The following is a 19,206-nucleotide window of genomic DNA, read 5'->3' as shown; positions in this document are numbered from 1 at the left end:
GGGGCCATGACGGATCTGGTCTTCCCGGCGCCCGCGCCGACCACCCTGCCGGTGGCGGGGAGCACTGCGGCTTTCCCTGTGGGCCGCGTGTACTGCATCGGCCGCAACTACCGGTGGAGCGTGGACGAGCAGGCGAGGCCGCGGGAAATGCCGGCCTGGTTCATGAAGCCTGCCAGCGCGGTGGTGCCCGCGCATGGCCTTCTGCCCTATCCCCCGGGTACCGCGGATTTCTGCCACGAGATCGAGCTGGTCGTCGCCATCGGCCGTGGCGGTCGGGATATCGACCCGGCACTGGTGGAGGCGCATCACATCTGGGGCTATGCCGCAGGGCTGGACCTCACGCGGCGCGACCTGCAGCAGCAAGCCAAGCGCGCCGGTGGCCCGTGGGAGGCCGCCAAGGCCTTCGACCACTCCGCCCCCTGCACGCGCCTCGTGCCGGCAGAAGTTTGCGGCCATCCCAGGCAGGGGGCCGTGTGGCTGGCGGTCAACGGCATCGAACGCCAGCGCGCCGACGTCTCCGATCTCATGTGGCCGGTGGCCGAACTGGTGGCGATGCTGTCGAGGTCCGTGACGCTCGCGCCCGGCGACCTGATCTTCACCGGCACCCCCGCAGGCGTGGGCGCACTGCAACCCGGTGACATCGTGAGCGGAGGCGTGGCGGAGATCGGCCAGTTCTCCATGACCGTGGGCAGCGCGCACGCACAGAACCATTCGCCATCACCAACGTCAGGAGACTCCCCTTGAACACAACCCCCTCCAGGAAGATCGCCCTGGTCACCGGCGCAGGCAGCGGCATCGGCCGCAACGTGGCCATCGGCCTGCTGAACGACGGCTGGGCCGTCGTGCTGGCCGGTCGCCGCGCCGAGCCCCTGCAAACGCTGGCGGCCGAGGCCGAGGCGCGCGGACAGACGGCCCTGGCCGTGCCCACCGATGTGACCGAACCCGACAGCGTGCAGGCACTGTTCGACGCCATCGAACAGCGCTTCGGCCGGCTGGACCTGCTCTTCAACAACGCCGGCGTGAATGCCCCGGCGGTGCCGATGGACGAACTGCCGCTGGACAAGTGGTTCAGCGTGCTGAACACCAACGTCACCGGCGTGTTCCTGTGCGCCCGCGCGGCTTTCGGCCTGATGCGCCGCCAGTCGCCGCAGGGCGGCCGCATCATCAACAACGGATCGGTCTCGGCGCAGACGCCGCGCCCCTTCACCGCGCCCTACACGGCCAGCAAGCACGCGGTGTCGGGCCTGACCAAGGCGCTGGCGCTCGACGGGCGTGCATTCAACATCGTGGCCAGCCAGATCGACATCGGCAACGCATTGACCGAACTGTCCGAGCGCATGACGCGCGGCGTGCTGCAGGCCAACGGCACCGTCGCGCCCGAACCCATGATGGACGCCAGCCACGTGGCCGATGCGGTGCGCCACATCGCCGCCATGCCTCTGAGCGCCAACGTGCTGAACATGACCGTGATGGCCAGCGCCATGCCCTTCGTCGGGCGCGGCTAGAGCACCCGATGCAGCGGCCGCGCGGGGTCTAGCGGACCCAACGGCGCTGCATGACGATTTGATCCACCCGCAAGAGGAGACTTCCATGAAAACCAGATCCCTGTTCAAGGTCCTCGCCGTCTCGGCGTCCCTGGCCCTGGTGCCGGCCTTGGCATCGGCCCAGGCCTACCCCACGCGTGCCATCAAGATCATCGTGCCGGCCCCGCCGGGCGGCGCGATCGACACGATCGCCCGCGTCGTCGGCGACAAGCTCGCGGTGTCGATGGGCCAGCCGGTAGTCGTCGACAACAGGCCCGGCGCATCCAACAACCTCGGGACGGATGTGCTTGCCAAGTCGGCGCCCGATGGCTACACGATCGGCATCGTGGGCGGCAGCCACAACATCAACAAGTTCCTGTTCAAGAATCTGGGCTGGGACCCGGAGAAGAGCTTCGAGCCCATCGTCTACACCCACGAGGTTCCGCTGGTGTTCGCGATCTACCCGAAGATTCCCGCCAAGACGCTGCCCGAGTTCATCGCCTGGATGAAGGCCAATCCGGACCAGGCCAAGGTCGCCACCTCCGGCCGCGGCAGTGCGCAGGAAATGGCGGCCGAGATGTTCCGCATGGCGAGCGGCACGCAGATGCTGCTGGTTCCGTACAAGGGCTCGGCCGCCGCGCACCCCGATCTGCTGGCCGGACGCACCGCCCTCTACATCGACACCATCAGCGCCATCCAGTCGCAGGTGAAGGCCGGCAATGCCCGCGCCGTTGCGGTGTCGACCCGGAAGCGGACATCGTCGCTGCCGGACGTGCCGACGGCGGAGGAACAGGGGCTCAAGGGCTACGACGCCAACACGAATGGCGGCTTCCTGGCGCCTGCCGGCACGCCCAAGGCGATCGTCAACAAGCTCAATGCCGAGATCAACGCTGCGCTCAAGATGCCTGATGTGCGGGCCAAGCTGGAGGCGGCCGGCATCGAGATCCAGGGCGGAACGCCGCAGGACTACGCCGCGTTGATCAAGTCCGACCTCGTCAAGTGGGGCAAGGTGGTCAAGGAGGCGGGGATCGAACCGGAGTGAGTTCGCGGTTCACCCGGCCCTACGGGGCCTGCTCGCCAAGCAGGAACCCCACCGCGTTTCGCCACCACGCGTCGTCGACGTAGCGGATCCAGTCGTTGTGGTCGGCTGCGCGCACCACCTCGAGCCGCTTGGGACTGGGCAGCGCTTCATACAGCGACGTGCCGAAGCGCGCCGGAACAATGCGGTCGCGCTCGGCGACCGCCACCAGCACCGGCCGGCCGATCGACGCGAGATGCGCGGCGCTGTCGTACCGATCCCTCAGCAGCCAGCTCACCGGCAGCCACGGATAGTGATAGGCCGCGACGTGTTCAAGCGTGTCCCATGGCGTGATGAGCATCAGCGCCGCGACCTGCTCGCGTTGCCGCACACCCGCTGCAGCCGCCACGCCGGCGCCCAGTGATTCGCCGATGAGCAGCAAGGGCGCGCCGTGCAGCCGATGGGCCAGCGCGATGGTCTGCTCGGCGTCCTCCACCAGACTGCGTTCGCCCAACGCCCCATCACGCGGTCCGTACGCCGGGTATTCGGCGAGGATCACGCGCACGCCAAGGCGGGTGAGCACTGCGGCGTAGTAGTCGCGATGCCCTGCATGCCCTGCATTGCCGTGGAACACGATCGCCGTGCCGCGCGCAGGTCCGGCGGGCTCCGCCACCAGACCACGGAAGTCGCCTTCGGCCGGCCAGGCGACGAGTCCGGCGGACACCATGTCGGCGGCTTGCGCCCGGGCGGGGTGGTAGAGAAGACTGTCCTGGAACATGGCGGGCGCTGCCAGCGCAATGGCGCAGGCGGTGACGAGCCAGAGCATGATGGCAGCAGGTTTCATCCACGCCCGTCCGGTAGTTCGATGGCGGGTCATCCTTTGGCGAAGTCGTTGCGCTGTCAACCCTGCAGCGCGTCAGGGACGTGACATGGCCGCCACCCCATACAGGACCAACGCCGCCACGACCACCGCGGTGAAGCCGATGTGGATCGCGAGCAAGGTAGCCAGCACCGCCGCGGTGACCGATGCACAGCCGTTGATGCCCCAGGCCCAGGGAACGAGGCGGGCGTCGGCGGCTTCCACCCTGGTCAACCCCAGCGGAAAGGGCATGCCCATGAAGAACGCCAGCGGCGCGATGAGCGCTGCCGCAATCAGGATCCGCGCCGCATCGGGCAGGCCCATCGCGTGCTGGAAGAGCCAGGGCAGCAGGAGCAGGCAGAGCGTCGCCGACACGGCGATGGCGCCCACCACCGCCGCCACCGGATACCCCTTGAGCCGACCGGTCACGCGGCTGCCGATGCCGGCGAAGAGCAGGAAGGCGAACAGCACGACCGCAATCGCATACAGCGGATGGCTCAGGAACAGGACGAACTTCTGGATGAACGCGATCTCGATGAACATGAAGCCGAATCCGATCGCCAGGAAATAGGCCAGCACGCGACCGCGTGATGGCGCGGCCGGCATGGTGCGCGATGCGCCCTCACGTTGCCGCGCACCGGACCGCGCGACCCATGCCAGCGGCAAGCCGATCAGCAGCAGGCTCGCAAGCGCCGCCTGCACCAGCGTGGCGACCAGCACCGGATAGCCCCATTCGAGCAGCGGCAGGCCACCCCGACCTTTGAGCGACAGCAGTTCCGGCAGCGAGCGCCACTTGAAGAAGTGGAAGAAGTGGGGCCTGTCGTCGGTGGCCGGTTCGATGTGGAACTTGTAGCGCGCCATGAATTCGTCGCGCGCCGGACCGAGCAGCGCCTGCGCGCCATCGAACAGGTCCGGGCCTTCGACCACGTTGAAGCGATTCGCCTCCTCCCGCCGGATGCCGGGATAGAAGGCGAGGTCGAAAGAGCGGGCCACGCAGAAGCTCTTGATGGCAGCGATGTCCTCGCTCGTGAACGCGCCGTTCTTGACCAGCAGCGTGCTGGTTTTCCAACTGCGTATCAACGCCAGCCGCGATGCGGGGTCGGCGACGCCCGATTGCTCCAGCGCCGCCACCGCGGCGGCAAAGAGCTTGAGCGCATCGCGCGGCGGCAGCGTGACCCATCGCGTCACCGCGAGCAGGCCGCCGGGCTGCAAGTGGCGCAGGTCGTCCTGCAAGGCCTCGACCGTGTAGAGATAGTTCTCGGCGAGTGCGTAGAGGCCGGCCGAGGATGCACTGAACGAATCGAGCAGCGCCACCTGGATGAGGTCGTAGCGGTCCCGGCTCGCCGCGACGAAACCCCGCGCCTCGGCCACATGCACACGCGCCATCGGACCGTAGACGCCGCCCGATGCGTCGGCGAACGGCCCCAGCACCAGTTCGACGACGTGCGGATTCAGCTCCACTGCATCGATGCGGCGCGCGCCATGGAAGTGCGCCTGCAGCACGTCTGCCCCGGCGCCGGAGCCCAGCACCAGCACATGCGGTCGATGCAGCAAGTGATAAGGCAGCGCCGAGCTGATCTGGTCCAGATGGGCCAGGCTGGCGCGCCGTCCGTCGAAGCGGGTCAGGGCGTTGAGCCCCTCGCCATCGGTGAAGACGCCCCACTGAGGCGGCGGCTCGGTCGTCGCGGTGAGGCTCAGGCCCGGCGCATGGCGCAGCGGAATGCGCGGGCTCTCGACCACGCTGACAAGGCCCAGCGGGCTCGATCGCTGCGCGACCACCCGCGCACCGGGAATGCGCAAGGTCTGCGACAGTTCCTTGTAGGGCGACATCGCGGGCGCCATCCAGGCCGAGGGCAGCAGCAAGGGCACGCCGGCCAGGGCCACCAGCGCAAACGCCGGCCAACGCCGATGCCCGCCGCATTCGAGCCATCCGACCGCTGCCGCAACGCAGCCCAGCGCGCCGATCAATTGCAATGCGTCGGTCGGCGACAGCACGAACAGCAACGCCACGATGCCCAGGCTGCCCGCCCCTGCGCCGAGGATGTCGACGCTGTAGATGCGTGACACCTGCCCGCGAAAGCGCGACAGGGCCATGCACACGCAGGCCCCGGCGCACAGGAAGGGAACCAGCAGCAGCAGGTACACGGCCAGCAGGTACGCCGGCTGGCGCGGGTCCCACAGGATTTCCAGCGGATTGAAAGGCACGCGCTGCGCCAGCAGGAAGCAGCCGATCGCACTGAGCCCGAACCCCGCGGCGGCCGTGCAGAACAACGGCGCGAAATGCTGCTGCACCGCGCGCTGCGCCAGCGTCAGCAGCGCGCCGCTGGCGCCCCAGCCCAGCAGTGCGAGGCTGATGATCATGTAGGCGAAGTGGTGCCACAGGATGATCGAGAACAGCCGCATCAGCAGGATCTCGTAGGCCAGCGCCGCAGCCGAGACCAGGGCCACGGCGATCAGCGGCGCGGTGGCCATCGACGCTCCGGCTCAGCGCCGGCCGGTCAGCGGAACGAAGGCCACCGGCAGGATCTGCCGTGTCGACACCGTGCCATCCGCGTTCTTCTCGATGAGCATCAATTGCTGGACCATGAACGCCGCACCCACCGGGATCACCATCCGGCCGCCGGGCTTGAGCTGGCGGATGAGCGGCGGCGGGACGTGGCTGGCCGCCGCGGTCACGAGGATGGCGTCATAGGGCGCATGCTCCTCCCAGCCGTGGTAGCCGTCGCCCAGGCGCACCTGGACGTTGCCGTAGCCCTGCTGCTGAAGACGCTGCGCGGCCTGCAGCCCCAGCGGCTCGATGATCTCGATGGTGTAGACCGCGCGGACCAGCCGGGCCATCACCGCCGCCTGGTAGCCCGACCCGGTCCCGACCTCCAGCACCTTGTGGCCCGGCTCCGCCTTGGCCAGGTCGGTCATCAGCGCCACGATGTAGGGCTGCGAAATGGTCTGCCCGTGGCCGATCGGCACCGGCCGGTTGTCGTACGCGACGTCGACCTGATCGGCGGGCACGAACTCATGCCGGGGCACCGTGCCCATGACCGTCATCACCCGCGCGTCGAAGGCCGGCCTGCCGGTCTCGTCGCTGGTCTGGCGTGCCAGCGTCGCGATCTGCTCCATCATCCGCCGCCGCTCGGAAGCGAAATCCGGGGTGGCCGCGGCATGGGCTCCCGCCGTCGCCAGGAGGAGCGATGCCGCCATGGCGCGAAGCATGGCGCCCGGGCCGTCAGTTCGCGGCGAAGCAATAGAGCAGGCCGTCACCCCCCGTTCCGCGCAGCGCCTGCTGGCTGCAACCGCCACGGGACTGGTGCGAGGAGTTCCACGAGGTCGCCCAGGGGTCTGCCGTCGGCCCCGAGCGATCGTGATGGCCCACGATGGTCACGCCCTCGGTGCCGCTGCGCGTCCAGTTGCCGCAGGTCATGTCCGTGTCGTTCGGCGAAAAGGCCGTTCCGTCGGCACGCGAGCCGGTCAGGATGTCATGGCGGTTAGGCGTGTCGCCGCGGCCCTCGACAGGCTGGCCTTTCTCGTTCAGCGCTGTCTGCTTCGTGACGTTGTTCGCCCCGTGCAACTGGTCGACGTCGCGTGCGATCACCTCGCCCTTGGCGTTGCTCCAGGGGCCCTTGCCGATCCGGTCCCGCGCGTTCACGGTGGGGACGCCGTCCTTGCCCTGGGTGCTCAGATAGGCCCGCCATGTCTTGCCGCCCGCGCCCGCGGCGGTGGCCAGGTTCTGGCAGTGCTTGTCGGCGCCCGCGATCCCGCCCAGGTCGGCGCCCTTGCCGGCACCCACGCTGGTCACGAAGAAACTCATCGGCCCGCCACCCGCGCCGCCGGATTGCTGCATGGCGCACGCCGTGATCAGGACCGGAAGGCCGATGAGGACTGCCCGCAGGGACCAGGAAAAGCGTCTGGACATGTTTCCTCCGTTGGAAGTGGAAGGTTGCGTCGCAGCTCGGCCGCCCGGGGCCAGGCTGCGCGGATTATGGGAGCCGGCATGAGCGATCGCCAGCACTGTCCCACCTGTTCATTGAGGGCATTGGTGCTCGGGCCCGGCGCGCCCCACGTCCGGGAGCATGGGGTTATTGAGTAGCAACGGGTTGCCTAAACGGTATACAGTATTCAATAATGATGAAAACCGCTTTTCTCGGGTGAGCGCTCCAATCTGGAATCCATGCGCGCCGGAATGGTGCGGCAACGTTTGGAAGGCGCGCGATTCCTAGGAGAAATTGGCCACGATCACGTCTTGGCTCCCTGTGCCAGAGGGGAGCGACCGGCAGCGTCAGTGGTGCATTGCAGGATTGCTTTCTGGCCCACGTTTTGCATACTGTATTAATTCATTCACACCGGAGGTTCCTCATGTCTCTGTTCTCGCGCCGTATACCGGCACTCGTCCGACTGGTACCGGCACTCGCCATGGCGGCAGGCCTGGTGTCCCTCGCCGGCCAGGCCGCCGCGCAGCCCGACAAGCCCCTGACCAAGGTGCGCTATGAGGAAGTCATCCGCTCGGTGCTGTACGTGCCGATGTACGTCGCCCTGAACCAGGGCTACTTCAAGGATGCCGGCCTCGACGTGGGCATGAAGACCTCCCAGGGCACCGACAAGGGCATGGCCGCGCTGTTGTCCGGCAGCGCGGACATCGTGCTGATCGGTCCCGAGGCCTCCATCTATGTCGCCAACAGCGAGTCGCCGTCCAAGCCGAAGATCTTCGCCGGGCTCACCGCAACCGATGGCTTCCTGCTGATGGGGCGCAAGCCGGTCAGCGGCGCCTTCGACTGGAACCAGCTCAAGGGCAAGTCGGTGATGGCCTTCCGTCCGGGCTCGAACCCCGACGTCTTCCTGGAGGCCGCCCTGCGCAAGCACGGGCTCGACCCGAAGAAGGACCTGAAGCTGGTCAACAACATCGGCCCGGCCGCACGCACCGGCGCCTGGATGGCCGGGCAGAACGACTACGCGATCTTCCTGGAGCCGGAGGCCGGCAACCTGGAGAAGGACGGCAACGGCCATGTCATGGCGTCCATCGGCAGCGAGGTCGGTCCGGTCGACTACACGGTGTTCACCACCACCGACACCTTCATGCAGAAGAACCCCGAGGTGCTGCAGGCCTGGACGAACGCCGTGGCGCGGGCGCAGAAGTACGTGCAGGCCGCACCGGCCGCAGACCTTGCCAAGCAGATCGCGGAGTTCTTCCCCGGCATGTCGCAGCCCGAACTGGTCAAGGCCATCGAGCGCTATCGCGGCTACAAGCTGTGGAAGACCTCGCCGCTGGTGGAGAAGGCAGCAGTCGAGCAATTGCAGGACATGCTCACGACCAGTGGCGTGCTCGAAAGCGGCAAGCGCGTGAAGTACGAGCAGGTCGTCGTGACCGACTTCGCCACCAAGGCCAAGTGATGGTGGCAGCCGGCATCTCCGCGGCCGGACGGCCGCGCATCGACGTGCGCAACGTCTCGCTGCGCTACTTCACGCTGCAGGGCGAGACCCAGGCGCTCGACAACATCTCGCTCGCCGTCGCACCCGGCGAGTTCGTCAGCATCATCGGCCAGTCCGGCTGCGGCAAGAGCACGCTGCTGTCGATCATCGCCGGCATCCTCGAACCTTCGTCCGGCAGCGTGACGGTGGACGGCAAGCCCGTCACGGGCCCGTCGCCGAGCATCGGCTACATGCTGCAGCAGGACTATCTCTACGAATGGCGCAGCATCCTGGACAACGCGCTGCTCGGCGCCCAGATCCAGAAGCGCAACATGCGCGAGGCGCGCGAGCGTGCCATCCACCTGCTGCACAAATGCGGCATGGGGGACTTCCTGCACCATTACCCGCGCCAGCTCTCGGGCGGCATGCGCCAGCGCGTGGCGCTGGCGCGCACGCTGGTGACCAACCCCGACGTGGTGCTGCTCGACGAACCCTTCTCGGCGCTCGATTCGCAGACGCGGCTGGCGATCGCCGACGAAGTGGTCGAGGTGCTGCGCAGCGAGGGCAAGTCGGTGGTGCTGGTGACGCACGACATCGGCGAGGCGATCGCGATGACCGACCGCGTGGTGGTGCTGTCGCGCCGCCCGGGCCGCATCAAGTCCGAGCACCTGATGAGCTTCCCGAGCCACGGCAAGCGCCCGACGCCCTTCGAGGCGCGCGCGCTGCCCGAATTCAACACCTACTTCGGCACGCTCTGGGACGAGCTCGACGTGCATGTCGAAGGATGACCGTGAGCGCAGACATGAATGCAATCCCCACGATGACGATGCCCCCTGCGGCCCTGCCTTCACAACCCGCCGTCACCCCGGACAAGGCCCCCAGCGCGGCCTACACGGCCTGGCTGGCGCGCCAGCGCCGCGAGAAGACGCTGGTGCTCGCGAGCCGGCTGCTGCTGCTCGCGGCCTTCTTCGGCCTCTGGGAGCTGCTGGCCAAGACCCGCTTGGTCAACCCGATGCTCACGAGCTACCCAAGCGCGCTGTGGCCGACTTTCGTCGACCTGCTGCAGAACGGCCATCTTCTGATGCACACCTGGGCCACCTTCAAGGCGACCCTGGTCGGCTTCGTGCTCAGCATGGTGTTCGGCGTCGCGATCGCGGCGGGCCTGTGGTGGTCGCGCTTCGCGAACAAGGTGCTCGACCCCTTCCTGGTCGTCGCCAACGCGATGCCGAAGATCGCCTTCGTGCCGATCTTCTACATCTGGCTCGGCTCGGAATACTCGGTGTACGGCATGGCGGTCGCCATCGCGATCTTCGTGACGATCATGGTCGCCTACGACGGCTTCCAGTCGACCGACCCGAACAAGATCAAGCTGGCGACCACGCTGGGCGCGAGCCGCGCGCAGGTGCTGCGCATGGTCGTGCTGCCGGGCAGCGTGCCGACGCTGATCGCGGCGCTCAAGATGAACATCGGGCTGTCGCTGGTCGGCGTGATCGTCGGCGAGTTCCAGTCGGCCAGCGAGGGGCTGGGCTTCCTGATCGTCAATGGCAGCCAGATCTTCAAGCTCAATATCGTGATGACCGCGATCGTGGTGCTGGCGCTGATGTCGGCGCTGATGTACCTCGTTATCGCCCGCGTCGAAAGCGCGCTCGCACGCCGCTACGGCTGAACCCGAGAAACCAGAGAGAGCCAATACACACGATGGAATTCCCCGCCTGGATCGTCGACCGCGTGATCGCGCGGCAAGGCACGCTGCACCCCTATCCCCGCTTCGACGCGAGCCGCACCGCCTTCGTGGTGGTCGACCTGCAGAACTACTACACGCAGCCCGGCTACCTGGGCGAGTGCGCGCCGGCGGGCGCCACCTTCGGCAAGGTCAATGCGCTCGCCTCGGCGTTGCGCGAGGCCGGCGGCACAGTTGTGTGGGTCCAGACCTGCTCCGACGGCGCCGACAGCTTCTGGTCGCACCACCACGCCTACATGCTGACGCCGGAGCGCAGCGCGCGCCGCCTGCTGGAGCTCGGCCGCTCGCACCCCGGCTTCCAGCTCGCACCGGGCCTGGACGTACGGCCGGAAGACCCGCGCGTGGTCAAACGCTGCTACAGCGCGCTGGTGCCGGGCTCGTCGTCACTCGACGAAGTGCTGAAGGAGCGCGGCATCGACACCGTGCTGATCGGCGGCACCGTCACCAATGTCTGTTGCGAGTCGACCGCGCGCGACGCCATGATGATGAACTACGCCACCGTGATGGTGGAGGACGCGCTCTCGGCCGTCACGCCGGAAGAGCACGTGCACTCGCTGCACAACTGGATGCTGTTCTTCGGTGACGTGCTGAGCGGGGACGAAATCGGCGAGCGGCTGCGGGCCTAGAAGGTGCCGGGGTAGGCTCCGCCGTCGATCAGCAGGCTCTGCCCGGTGATGTAGCCGGCGTGTGCTGAACACACGTACGCGCAGAGCGCGCCGACCTCCTCAGCGCGGCCGAAGCGGCCCGCCGGATTGTTGCGGCCGCGCTCTGCCCACAACGCCTCGAAGGATTTGCCGCCCGCCTTCACGAGCCCCTCGACGTGGTGGCGCTGCGCATCGGTCGCGAAGACGCCGGGCAGGATGTTGTTGATCGTCACGTTGTGGCGCACGGTCTGCCGCGCCAGGCCGGCGACGAAGCCGACCAGCCCCGAGCGCGCACCGTTCGACAGTCCCAGTTCGGCCTGCGGCGTCTTCACGCTGCGCGAGACGATGTTCACGATGCGTCCGAAGCCGCGCTCGATCATCGGATCGACGGTGCGGCGGATCATCTCGATCGGGCCCAGCATCATGGCGTCCAACGCGGCATGCCAGTCGGCCGTCGTCCATTCGCGGAAGTCGCCCGGGGGCCGACCATCGGCGTTGTTGACGAGGATGTCCGGCGAGGGGCAGGCCCCGAGCGCGGCATCGCGGCCTGCTGCGGTCGTGATGTCGGCCACCACGAAGCGCAACGCGGCGCCGGTCTCGGCCGACAGCTCGGCCGCCGTCTGGTGCAGCGTGGCCTCGGTCCGCGCTGCGATCACCACCTTCACCCCTTCCAGCGCGAGTTGCCGTGCACAGGCGCGCCCCATGCCGCGGCTGCCGCCGAAGACCAGCGCCGTGCGCTGGGAGATGCCGAGGTCCATCGGGATTCCTTGCGTGCCGCGGCTCAGGCCGTGGCGGTGGATTGGAAGGTGAAGCTGTCGCTGTACAGATGGTCGATGCTCGCGTTGCGCGCCAGGAAGACTCGCTTCGCGTCGCCGATCATCGCCGGCGAGCCGCAGAGGTAGAGGGCGTGTTCCGACAGATCCTCGAAGTCCTCCGCCACCGCCTGCTGCACGTGCCCGCGCCGGCCGGCCCAGCCTGCGCCCGCGCGCGACAGCACGGGCACATAGCGGAAGTCGCACAGGCGGTCGGCCCAGCGCTGGATCTCGTCGTGCAGGTACAGGTCGGCCTCGGTGCGCATGCCCCAGTAGAGGCTCACCGGCGGGCAGTCGTCGTCGTCCATGAGCGACTCCAGGATGCTCTTGATGGGTGCCAGCCCGGTGCCGGTCGCGACCATCAGCAGCGGCCGGTAGTCCTCGGCGTGGAAGCAGAAGCTGCCATGCGGCAGTTCCACCGGCAGCCGGTCGCCGGGCTTCAACCTCGCGGCATGGCCGCTGGTGAAGCGCCCTTCGGGAATGCGCCGGATGTGGAAGTCGAGCGCCTGCGGATGCGGCCGCGACGCCATCGAGAAACTGCGATGGCCGCCCTCGGGCAGAAGGATGTTGATGTACTGGCCCGGCCGATAGAGCAGTTCGGCCTCGGACGGCACTTCGAGCGACAGGTGCAACACGTCGTCGCCGAGCGGCCGCAGGGCCGTCACGGTGGCCAGGTGGCGCGCTGGCTCGGAGCATGGCGGCAAGCGGCGCGCGGCGCTGATCACGAGGTCGCTCGCCGGCCTGGCCTGGCAGGCCAGCGCAAAGCCCTCCGCGGCCTCCTCGGGCATCAGGCCGGGCGGGAAGTCGTCGTAGTGCACCGAGCCTTCGACGAGCTTGATGCGGCAGGTCGCGCAGGTACCGAAGCGGCAATCGTGCGGCAGCCGCAGTTCGTGACGCAAGGCTGCGTCGAGCACGGATTCGCCGGGCGCGGCCTCGAAGCTCTGCGCGGTGTCGAGCAGCTGGATGCGAAAAGCCATCGCCTTACTTCTTGATGTCGGCCTCGACCAGCACCGCATGGCCCTTGGCTTCGAGGAACTCGTGCAGGGCCTGCAGCGCGGCCACGCCGCATTTCGTGTCCTGCTCGCCATTGCCGCCCGACAGCCCGACGCCGCCGATGACGCTGCCGTCGACCACGATCGGGAAGCCGCCGACGAAGACGGCGAACTTGCCCTCGAAGCTCCACTGGATGCCGAAGGCCTCGTTGCCCGGCAATGCGGGGCCGTTGGGCAGGGTGTTGAAGAGGTGCGTCGACCGCTTGTGGCCGGCAGCCGTGAAGGCCTTGTTCCATGCGATCTGCGGGCCGGTGATGCGGGCGCCGTTCATGCGGTCCATGGCGATCGGATAGCCGCCGTCGTCGACGATGCAGATGGTTTCGAGCACGCCGATTTCTTCCGCCTTGCGGATGGCGGCGGCGATCATCAGGCGGGCTTCTTCGAGTTCGAGCTTGAGTGCGGTTTTCATGAGGTATCTCTGCGAGAGGAAAGGAGAGGATCAGCAGCCGCGGTAGACGGTCTTGATCTGCGTATAGAACTCGAGCCCGGTGCGGCCCGACTCGCGGAAGGTCGAGGTGCTGGATCGCTTCAGTCCGCCGAAAGGCGCGTTGATCAGGTTGCCGGTGGTGGTGCGGTTGATCTTCACGGTGCCCGACTGGATGTCCTGCGCGAAGCGGTGCGCATGCACCGGGCTGGTAGTGGCGATGGCTGCGGACAAGCCGTATTCGGTGTCGTTGGCCTTGGCGATCGCGTCCTCGTAGCTGTCGGCCTCGATGATCGCGATCACGGGCCCGAAGATCTCCTCGCGCGCGATGCGCATCTGCTGCGTCACGCCGGTGAAGATGGCCGGCGTCACATAGAAGCCATGGGCGAATTCGCCGTCGACGAGCCGCTCGCCGCCGCACAGCAACGTGGCCTCCGACTTGCCGATCTCGATGTAGCCGAGCACCGTCTCCAGTTGCTTGCGGGTGGCGAGGGGGCCGATGTCCATGCCGGGCGTCATGCCGCTGCCGATCTTGAGGGTCCGCACCCTGGCGACCAGCCTGTCGGTGAAGTCGGCCTTGATCTTCTTCATCACGAGCACCCGGCTCGTGCCGGTGCAGGCCTGGCCGCTGAGCGACAGGCCGCCCTTGATGACGAGATCGACTGCCTTGTCGAGATCGGCATCGTCCATCACGATCAGCGGGTTCTTGCCGCCCAGCTCCATCTGCGTGCGCGTGGTCATGGCGGCGGCGCGGTGGATCTGCTCGCCCGCCGCCGTCGAGCCGGTGAAGGAGATGGCGCGCACGGCAGGCGACTCGGTGATGACCGGCCCGACCTCCGAGGCGCGCCCCGTGATGAAGTTGAGAACACCCTTGGGCAGCCCGGCCTGGATCAGCGCCTCGGCCAGCCGAAGGCCCGACAGCGGTGCATCCGACGAGGGCTTGAACACCACGGTGTTGCCGGTGACCAGCGCCGGCGCGATCTTGCGCGCGGGGATCGACACCGGAAAGTTCCACGGGCTGATGACCGTCACCACGCCGAGAGGCTCGCGCTGGCTGTAGACCACCATGTCCGGGTCGTCCTGCGGGAAGGTCTCGCCCGAGAAGGACTGGCCCTCCACCGCATAGAAGCGCAGCGTCTGGGCCGAACGCAGGATCTCGTCGCGGGCCTGGGCCAGCGGCTTGCCCTCCTCGCGGGTCAGTTCCTCGGCAAAGCTGGCGGCGTTGGCCTCCAGGTATTGCGCGGCAGCGTTGAGGATCGCGGCGCGCCGGGACACGGGCGTCTTCCGCCAGCCGTCGAAAGCAGCGGCAGCAGCCGCCACGGCCGCTTTGGCATCGTCGGCGGACGAAGCCTGGAAGCGCCCCACCATCTCCCGCGCGTCGGCGGGGTTGATGTTGTCGAAGGTGCGATCGGTGCAGCTGGAAACCCAGGCTCCGTCGATGTGGTTCTGGAAGGGGGTCGATGAGGCGTGGGTCATGTCGAGGGATGTGCGATGAGGTCTTTTCAGAGAATACTGTATACCAAACAAAACAACAAGATTCGACCTCTCCTGCTGGATGGCTTGCAGTCGCAACGATGTTTGGTATACAGTATTCATAACAACAGCCGCCAATCCATCACCTTTCCGACCAGGAGCCCGCATGCCCGCCCTCATGAACCGTGACGAATTCCGTACCGCCCTCGAAAACGCCATCAAGGGCAAGAGCGCCAACACATCCCCGTTCAGCCTGGCCTGGGCCGGCGGCACGCTCAGCCGCGCGCACCTCGCCCGCTGGGCGGAGAACCATTACCACTACGTCGGCCCCTTCGCCGACTACCTGGGCTATCTGTATGCACGCATGCCCGACCGCTACACCGAGGCCAAGGACTTCCTGCTTGCCAACATGTACGAGGAAGAGATCGGCGGCGACCGCCACACCGACCTGCTGATCCGCTTCGCCGAAGCCTGCGGCACCACGCGCGAGCGCGTGACCGACCCCGACAACATGTCGCCCACCACGCGCGGCCTGCAAAGCTGGTGCTACGCGGTCGCGATGCGCGAAGACCCGATCGTGGCCGTCGCCGGCCTCGTCGTGGGGCTGGAGTCGCAGGTGCCTTCGATCTACCGCAAGCAGACGCCCACACTGCGCGAGAAGTACGGCTTCACGGACGAGGAGGTGGAGTTCTTCGACCTGCACATCGTCTCGGACGAGATCCACGGCGAGCGCGGCTACCAGATCGTGCTGGAGCACGCCACCACGGTCGAGCTGCAGCAGCGCTGCCTGAAGATCTGCGAGGTCGGCGCCCAGATGCGCCTGCTCTACACGACGGCGCTGTACCACGACTACGTGGCGATCGAAGGCACGAAGCAGCCGGCGCTCGAAGCCGCCTGAACGGCCAGCGATTCCTAATTGCAAGCCGCCACGCATGCCCATCATCACCTTCCACAAAGGCGGCCAGGTCTACAGCGACGAGGTCAAGGAGAACACCAACCTCGTGGTGCGCGCAGGCATCAAGCAGTTTCCCTACCCGCACCTGCGCTACGAGTGCGGCATGGGCAAGTGCTCGAAGTGCGCCTGTCGCGTGCTGGCCGGCGCCGAGCATCTTCCTCCTCCGAACTGGAAGGAGAAGAAGCAGCTCGGCGAGCGGCTCGACGCGGGCTGGCGCCTGGCCTGCCAGCTCTGGGTGCAGCAGGACGTCGAGCTGGCGCAGGACGACGCGCTGCCCGCCTGAAGCATCGCCCACCATGTACGTGATATTGACCAGCAAGCCCGGGCAGTTCCGCACCGAGCTCGTCGAGGGCCTGCGGCGCGTCGAGTCGGCCGACTACCTCTTCTTCGGCCGCTGCAAGGCGCGCTTCGTGATCGCGGAAGTCGTGTCGGACTGCCGCATCACGGTGATCGACGAGGTGCCTCCCGAAACCGTCAACCACGTGCCCATCAAGTTCTTCGAGAAGTTCACGACCGTTGAACGCGCGCGCAAGGCCCTGCGCGAGCTAGTGCACGAAGGCGATGCCGACGTCGTGCTGGTGCCCACCTGAATTTCCCCTCGCCTCTTCATGATCCAGATCACCTTCATCAGCAACAACGCCAAGGTCGTCTCCGCGCCCGAAGGCGGCAACCTGCTGCGCATCTCGCTGCGCGAACAGGGCGGCATCCCCTTCAAGTGCGGCGGCGGCCTCTGCGGCACCTGCAAGTGCCTCGTCGAAAAGGGCGTCGAGCACACCGATGCCGTCAAGGCCAAGGAGAAGAAGCACCTCTCCGAAGACGAATTGAAGCAGGGCTGGCGCATGGCCTGCCAGACCTTCGTGAACGGGGACATCGCCGTGTCCTGGAAACCGCGCGTCCTCGCCAGATGATCGCTTCGCTGCTGCCCGATGGCATGAGCCTGGCCCACTACGCCGGCATGGCCGCGATGGTGCTCGTGGGCGCCTGCCTGCAGGGCATCGGCGGTGTCGGTTTCGCGATGTTCTCGGCGCCCATTGCGGCCTTGTTCTATCCCGAGCTCGCACCGGGGCCGCTGCTCGCGCTCGGCGGGCCGCTGGCACTGATGTCCGCGCTGCGCGAGCTGGATCAGGTGGATTGGGGCGCGGCAGGCGTGGCGCTCATAGGCCGCGTGGTGGGCACGCTGGGTGCCGCGGTGTGCCTGATGCTCCTGCCGGCCGAGCTGCTGACCGTGATGTTCGCAATCTTCATCCTCGCGGGCGTGGCGTTGAGCCTGAGCGGGCGCCGCATCGACGCATCGCGCGGCAACATGGTCGGTGCCGGCATCGCGTCGGGCTTGATGGGCACCATCACCTCCGCGGGCGCGCCGCCCTTTGCGCTGGTCATGCAGTACCTGCCGCCGCCGAGGCTGCGCGCGACCCTGGGTTGCGTGTTCTTCGTCGGCGCCGCCTTCTCGGTGGCTATGCTGGCGAGCGTCGGGCGCTTCGGCCGGCACGAACTGCTGCTCACCGCCTGGCTGTTGCCGTTGATGGCGGCGGGGTTCGCGCTCTCGGGGCCCCTCAACCAACGGGTGCCGCGGGGCGCGGTGCGCGGGCTGCTGCTGGCGCTGTCCGCCTTCGGTGCCGTGGCCTTGCTGGTGCGCGAAGCCGTCGGCTACTGACACCTTTCACGGAGCCCCGTCATGCAACACATCACTGATTCCATGGTCGAGGCGCTGGTCTCGCCCGCCGATGCGCAACAGGTGCTGCGCGATGCCTTCGCGCGCTTCGGCCAGCACGAGGCAGCGATGCAGGAACGCATCCGCACCGAGGCCGGCGGCGTCAAGCTCTCGACGCTGGGCGCCGTCATCCCCGGGCAGGGCGTGGCAGGCGCGAAGGTCTACACGACGATCAAGGGACAGTTCTCGTTCGTCATCCTGCTGTTCTCGACCGACGACGGACGGCCGCTGGCGTCCTTCGACGCCGGCGCCATCACGAAGCTGCGCACGGCCGCCTGCTCGGTGATCGCGGCACAGCATCTGGCGCGCCCCGAGTCGCGGCACCTGGCGCTGTTCGGTGCGGGCACGCAAGGCCAGGCGCATGCGGTGCAGATGGCGACGGCTTTCAGGCTCGAAAGCATCCGCGTCTGCACACGCAACCCCGCTCCGGGCCTGGCCGAAAGCCTCGCCGCGCAATGCGGTGCGCCGGTGCGCCTGTGCACCGCCGACGAGGCCCTGGACGGCGCCGACATCGTGGTCACCGCATCGCGCGCCACCACGCCGCTCTTCGCGGGCGAACGCCTGCCACCGGGCTCCTTCGTCGCCGCCATCGGCTCCAGCCTGCCGCACACGCGCGAACTCGACGACGTCGCACTGTCGCGCGCTGCGCTGGTCGCGGTCGAGTGGCGGACGCAGTCACTGCGCGAGGCCGGCGAGCTGGTGCAGGCGGCGGAAGGCGTACTGCCCGAGGAAAAGATCGTGGAACTGGCCGAGCTCGTCACCGGTCAGGTGCGTGGCCGCCGGACCTTGGACGACATCACGGTCTACAAGTCGGTCGGCGTGGGCCTGGAGGACGTGGCGCTCGCGGGCCTCGCCTGGCAACGCCTCGGCGGGCACTGAGCCCGCGCCTTCAGGCGGACTCTGCCGGCGCCGAAGGGGAGGCTGGCGGCAACGCCGGAGGCAGCTCGGCCGCGCTGTAGACGTGGCGCGCGGCGAGCAGCGCTGCCAGTTCGGCGTCGCCGGCCACCACGGCACGCAGGATGGCGGCGTGTTCCTGCCAGTTGGCGTGCATGCGTTCCCGGTTGTTCACCGTGAAGAAGAGCGCCGTCCGCTCGCGCAGCGAACGCATGATTTCCTGCAGCACCGAATTGGCCGCGACGTTGCCCAGCGCTTCGTGAAAGTCGAGGTTGAGCGCCGAAATGCGCGCCAGATCGTCGTCGCTGGTGAGCTGCGAGCCTTCGGCCAGGATGCGCTCCAGCTTGGCGATCTGCACCGGGTCGTGGCGCCGCGCCGCCAGCTTGGCGTTCAGCGCCTCCAGCGTGGCGCGCACCTCGACCATCTCCTGGATCTGTTCCTTCGTGAAGGTCGTCACCGTCGCGCCGCGCCGCGGCTCGATGGCCACGATGCCTTCGGCCGCCAGGGCGCGCAAGGCCTCGCGCACCGGCATCCGCGAGACACCCAGTTCCTCGGAAAGGCGGCCTTCCACCAGCCTTTCACCCGGCGCGAGCGCCCCGCTCAGAATGCGCTCCCGCAGTGCCGCCAAGACAAGCTTCGTGAGCGGCGCGTGGCGCTCGCCCAATTTGCCATCTGTGTTTAGTGCTTCCATTGCTCCAAC

General features: G+C 67.8%; 22 protein-coding genes. 13 read left to right on the top strand and 9 right to left on the bottom strand.

The features are described from left to right. Positions 1-6: 6 nt before the first annotated feature. From QTH90_RS26290 to QTH90_RS26280, 3 genes are all read left to right on the top strand, one after another. The gene (locus QTH90_RS26290; RefSeq protein ID WP_286667512.1) at positions 7-744 is read left to right on the top strand and encodes a fumarylacetoacetate hydrolase family protein; all 738 of its coding nucleotides are present in this window, start codon (positions 7-9) and stop codon (positions 742-744) included. Continuing rightward, complete coding sequence (locus QTH90_RS26285) at positions 741-1,505, top strand: SDR family oxidoreductase (protein WP_286667511.1); 765 nt, start codon at positions 741-743, stop codon at positions 1,503-1,505. The genes QTH90_RS26290 and QTH90_RS26285 overlap by 4 nt, the downstream gene beginning before the upstream one ends. Before the next feature lie 85 nt (positions 1,506-1,590). Further along, the gene (locus QTH90_RS26280; RefSeq protein ID WP_286667510.1) at positions 1,591-2,565 is read left to right on the top strand and encodes a Bug family tripartite tricarboxylate transporter substrate binding protein; all 975 of its coding nucleotides are present in this window, start codon (positions 1,591-1,593) and stop codon (positions 2,563-2,565) included. Between the two features lie 19 nt (positions 2,566-2,584). Here QTH90_RS26280 and QTH90_RS26275 read toward each other — a convergent pair whose 3' ends face one another. From QTH90_RS26275 to QTH90_RS26260, 4 genes are all read right to left on the bottom strand, one after another. Then, positions 2,585-3,385 carry an alpha/beta hydrolase gene (locus QTH90_RS26275; RefSeq protein ID WP_286667509.1) on the bottom strand — a complete coding sequence of 267 codons (801 nt, stop codon included), beginning with the start codon at positions 3,383-3,385 and terminating at the stop codon, positions 2,585-2,587. Between the two features lie 72 nt (positions 3,386-3,457). Then, positions 3,458-5,872 (bottom strand): spermine/spermidine synthase domain-containing protein, encoded by a 2,415-nt coding sequence (locus tag QTH90_RS26270; protein WP_286667508.1) that lies wholly within the window; start codon positions 5,870-5,872, stop codon positions 3,458-3,460. A gap of 12 nt (positions 5,873-5,884) precedes the next feature. Further along, a complete protein-coding gene (locus tag QTH90_RS26265) occupies positions 5,885-6,658 on the bottom strand; it encodes a protein-L-isoaspartate(D-aspartate) O-methyltransferase (RefSeq protein WP_444814766.1) in 774 nt (257 codons plus the stop codon). Beyond that, positions 6,624-7,310, bottom strand: a complete 687-nt coding sequence (locus QTH90_RS26260; protein ID WP_444814765.1) for a hypothetical protein — start codon at positions 7,308-7,310, stop codon at positions 6,624-6,626. The genes QTH90_RS26265 and QTH90_RS26260 overlap by 35 nt, the downstream gene beginning before the upstream one ends. A 440-nt stretch (positions 7,311-7,750) precedes the next feature. Between QTH90_RS26260 and QTH90_RS26255 the strand changes: the two genes are divergently transcribed. Genes QTH90_RS26255 through QTH90_RS26240 form a run of 4 tightly spaced genes read left to right on the top strand, consistent with a single transcriptional unit; the run spans position 7,751 to position 11,167 of the window. Continuing rightward, a complete protein-coding gene (locus tag QTH90_RS26255) occupies positions 7,751-8,782 on the top strand; it encodes an ABC transporter substrate-binding protein (protein ID WP_286667506.1) in 1,032 nt (343 codons plus the stop codon). Further along, entirely contained in the window at positions 8,782-9,588 is an 807-nt protein-coding gene (locus QTH90_RS26250; RefSeq protein ID WP_286667505.1) for an ABC transporter ATP-binding protein, read from the top strand. The genes QTH90_RS26255 and QTH90_RS26250 overlap by 1 nt, the downstream gene beginning before the upstream one ends. 14 nt (positions 9,589-9,602) lie before the next feature. Beyond that, positions 9,603-10,466 (top strand): ABC transporter permease, encoded by an 864-nt coding sequence (locus QTH90_RS26245; RefSeq protein WP_286667504.1) that lies wholly within the window; start codon positions 9,603-9,605, stop codon positions 10,464-10,466. Positions 10,467-10,498: 32 nt separating this feature from the next. Then, positions 10,499-11,167 carry a cysteine hydrolase family protein gene (locus tag QTH90_RS26240; protein ID WP_286667503.1) on the top strand — a complete coding sequence of 223 codons (669 nt, stop codon included), beginning with the start codon at positions 10,499-10,501 and terminating at the stop codon, positions 11,165-11,167. Here QTH90_RS26240 and QTH90_RS26235 read toward each other — a convergent pair. The 4 genes from QTH90_RS26235 to QTH90_RS26220 are packed head-to-tail and all read right to left on the bottom strand — an operon-like array spanning position 11,164 to position 14,949. Further along, the gene (locus QTH90_RS26235; protein ID WP_286667502.1) at positions 11,164-11,943 is read right to left on the bottom strand and encodes an SDR family oxidoreductase; all 780 of its coding nucleotides are present in this window, start codon (positions 11,941-11,943) and stop codon (positions 11,164-11,166) included. The two genes, QTH90_RS26240 and QTH90_RS26235, sit on opposite strands and share 4 nt — an antisense overlap. Positions 11,944-11,966: 23 nt before the next feature. After that, positions 11,967-12,974: a 2Fe-2S iron-sulfur cluster-binding protein gene (locus tag QTH90_RS26230; protein WP_286667501.1), complete on the bottom strand. Its 1,008-nt coding sequence runs from the start codon at positions 12,972-12,974 to the stop codon at positions 11,967-11,969. 4 nt (positions 12,975-12,978) lie between these two features. After that, positions 12,979-13,458: a GlcG/HbpS family heme-binding protein gene (locus tag QTH90_RS26225; protein WP_286614902.1), complete on the bottom strand. Its 480-nt coding sequence runs from the start codon at positions 13,456-13,458 to the stop codon at positions 12,979-12,981. Between the two features lie 30 nt (positions 13,459-13,488). After that, positions 13,489-14,949, bottom strand: coding sequence for an aldehyde dehydrogenase family protein (locus tag QTH90_RS26220; RefSeq protein ID WP_286667500.1), 1,461 nt, complete (start codon positions 14,947-14,949; stop codon positions 13,489-13,491). A 163-nt stretch (positions 14,950-15,112) separates the two neighbouring features. On the opposite strand from QTH90_RS26220, the gene QTH90_RS26215 reads away from it, so the two are divergent. From QTH90_RS26215 to QTH90_RS26190, 6 genes are read left to right on the top strand one after another with little or no spacing between them, the layout of a single operon-like run. Beyond that, positions 15,113-15,844, top strand: coding sequence for an iron-containing redox enzyme family protein (locus QTH90_RS26215; protein ID WP_286667499.1), 732 nt, complete (start codon positions 15,113-15,115; stop codon positions 15,842-15,844). A 34-nt stretch (positions 15,845-15,878) separates the two neighbouring features. Further along, entirely contained in the window at positions 15,879-16,184 is a 306-nt protein-coding gene (locus QTH90_RS26210) for a 2Fe-2S iron-sulfur cluster-binding protein (protein ID WP_286667498.1), read from the top strand. Positions 16,185-16,197: 13 nt separating this feature from the next. After that, on the top strand, positions 16,198-16,491 hold the full coding sequence (locus QTH90_RS26205) for a ferredoxin (RefSeq protein ID WP_286667497.1): 294 nt from the start codon (positions 16,198-16,200) through the stop codon (positions 16,489-16,491). 18 nt (positions 16,492-16,509) lie between these two features. Next, a complete protein-coding gene (locus tag QTH90_RS26200) occupies positions 16,510-16,809 on the top strand; it encodes a 2Fe-2S iron-sulfur cluster-binding protein (protein WP_286667496.1) in 300 nt (99 codons plus the stop codon). Next, positions 16,806-17,555, top strand: a complete 750-nt coding sequence (locus tag QTH90_RS26195; RefSeq protein WP_286667495.1) for a sulfite exporter TauE/SafE family protein — start codon at positions 16,806-16,808, stop codon at positions 17,553-17,555. Before QTH90_RS26200 ends, QTH90_RS26195 begins: the two co-directional genes overlap by 4 nt. 21 nt (positions 17,556-17,576) lie before the next feature. Beyond that, positions 17,577-18,491, top strand: coding sequence for an ornithine cyclodeaminase family protein (locus tag QTH90_RS26190; RefSeq protein WP_286667493.1), 915 nt, complete (start codon positions 17,577-17,579; stop codon positions 18,489-18,491). Positions 18,492-18,501: 10 nt separating this feature from the next. On the opposite strand, the gene QTH90_RS26185 is transcribed toward QTH90_RS26190, so the two are convergent. Further along, positions 18,502-19,197: a GntR family transcriptional regulator gene (locus QTH90_RS26185; RefSeq protein ID WP_286667492.1), complete on the bottom strand. Its 696-nt coding sequence runs from the start codon at positions 19,195-19,197 to the stop codon at positions 18,502-18,504. Positions 19,198-19,206: the final 9 nt, after the last annotated feature.

Source organism: Variovorax flavidus, assembly GCF_030317145.1.
Lineage (GTDB): Bacteria > Pseudomonadota > Gammaproteobacteria > Burkholderiales > Burkholderiaceae_C > Variovorax > Variovorax flavidus.
The sequence above is the reverse complement of the archived record's forward strand: the minus strand, read 5'-3'. Positions and strand labels throughout refer to the sequence as shown.

What these genes read in the sequence shown, in the direction of transcription:
- QTH90_RS26280 (WP_286667510.1), top strand. Translation starts at nt 1,591, where the DNA reads ATGAAAACCAGATCCCTGTTCAAGGTCCTCGCCGTCTCGGCGTCCCTG.
- QTH90_RS26260 (WP_444814765.1), bottom strand. Translation starts at nt 7,310, where the DNA reads ATGTCCAGACGCTTTTCCTGGTCCCTGCGGGCAGTCCTCATCGGCCTT.
- QTH90_RS26250 (WP_286667505.1), top strand. Translation starts at nt 8,782, where the DNA reads ATGGTGGCAGCCGGCATCTCCGCGGCCGGACGGCCGCGCATCGACGTG.
- QTH90_RS26190 (WP_286667493.1), top strand. Translation starts at nt 17,577, where the DNA reads ATGCAACACATCACTGATTCCATGGTCGAGGCGCTGGTCTCGCCCGCC.
- QTH90_RS26275 (WP_286667509.1), bottom strand. Translation starts at nt 3,385, where the DNA reads ATGAAACCTGCTGCCATCATGCTCTGGCTCGTCACCGCCTGCGCCATT.
- QTH90_RS26270 (WP_286667508.1), bottom strand. Translation starts at nt 5,872, where the DNA reads ATGGCCACCGCGCCGCTGATCGCCGTGGCCCTGGTCTCGGCTGCGGCG.
- QTH90_RS26235 (WP_286667502.1), bottom strand. Translation starts at nt 11,943, where the DNA reads ATGGACCTCGGCATCTCCCAGCGCACGGCGCTGGTCTTCGGCGGCAGC.
- QTH90_RS26200 (WP_286667496.1), top strand. Translation starts at nt 16,510, where the DNA reads ATGATCCAGATCACCTTCATCAGCAACAACGCCAAGGTCGTCTCCGCG.
- QTH90_RS26210 (WP_286667498.1), top strand. Translation starts at nt 15,879, where the DNA reads ATGCCCATCATCACCTTCCACAAAGGCGGCCAGGTCTACAGCGACGAG.
- QTH90_RS26215 (WP_286667499.1), top strand. Translation starts at nt 15,113, where the DNA reads ATGCCCGCCCTCATGAACCGTGACGAATTCCGTACCGCCCTCGAAAAC.
- QTH90_RS26185 (WP_286667492.1), bottom strand. Translation starts at nt 19,197, where the DNA reads ATGGAAGCACTAAACACAGATGGCAAATTGGGCGAGCGCCACGCGCCG.
- QTH90_RS26255 (WP_286667506.1), top strand. Translation starts at nt 7,751, where the DNA reads ATGTCTCTGTTCTCGCGCCGTATACCGGCACTCGTCCGACTGGTACCG.
- QTH90_RS26245 (WP_286667504.1), top strand. Translation starts at nt 9,603, where the DNA reads ATGAATGCAATCCCCACGATGACGATGCCCCCTGCGGCCCTGCCTTCA.
- QTH90_RS26220 (WP_286667500.1), bottom strand. Translation starts at nt 14,949, where the DNA reads ATGACCCACGCCTCATCGACCCCCTTCCAGAACCACATCGACGGAGCC.
- QTH90_RS26195 (WP_286667495.1), top strand. Translation starts at nt 16,806, where the DNA reads ATGATCGCTTCGCTGCTGCCCGATGGCATGAGCCTGGCCCACTACGCC.
- QTH90_RS26225 (WP_286614902.1), bottom strand. Translation starts at nt 13,458, where the DNA reads ATGAAAACCGCACTCAAGCTCGAACTCGAAGAAGCCCGCCTGATGATC.
- QTH90_RS26240 (WP_286667503.1), top strand. Translation starts at nt 10,499, where the DNA reads ATGGAATTCCCCGCCTGGATCGTCGACCGCGTGATCGCGCGGCAAGGC.
- QTH90_RS26230 (WP_286667501.1), bottom strand. Translation starts at nt 12,974, where the DNA reads ATGGCTTTTCGCATCCAGCTGCTCGACACCGCGCAGAGCTTCGAGGCC.
- QTH90_RS26205 (WP_286667497.1), top strand. Translation starts at nt 16,198, where the DNA reads ATGTACGTGATATTGACCAGCAAGCCCGGGCAGTTCCGCACCGAGCTC.
- QTH90_RS26290 (WP_286667512.1), top strand. Translation starts at nt 7, where the DNA reads ATGACGGATCTGGTCTTCCCGGCGCCCGCGCCGACCACCCTGCCGGTG.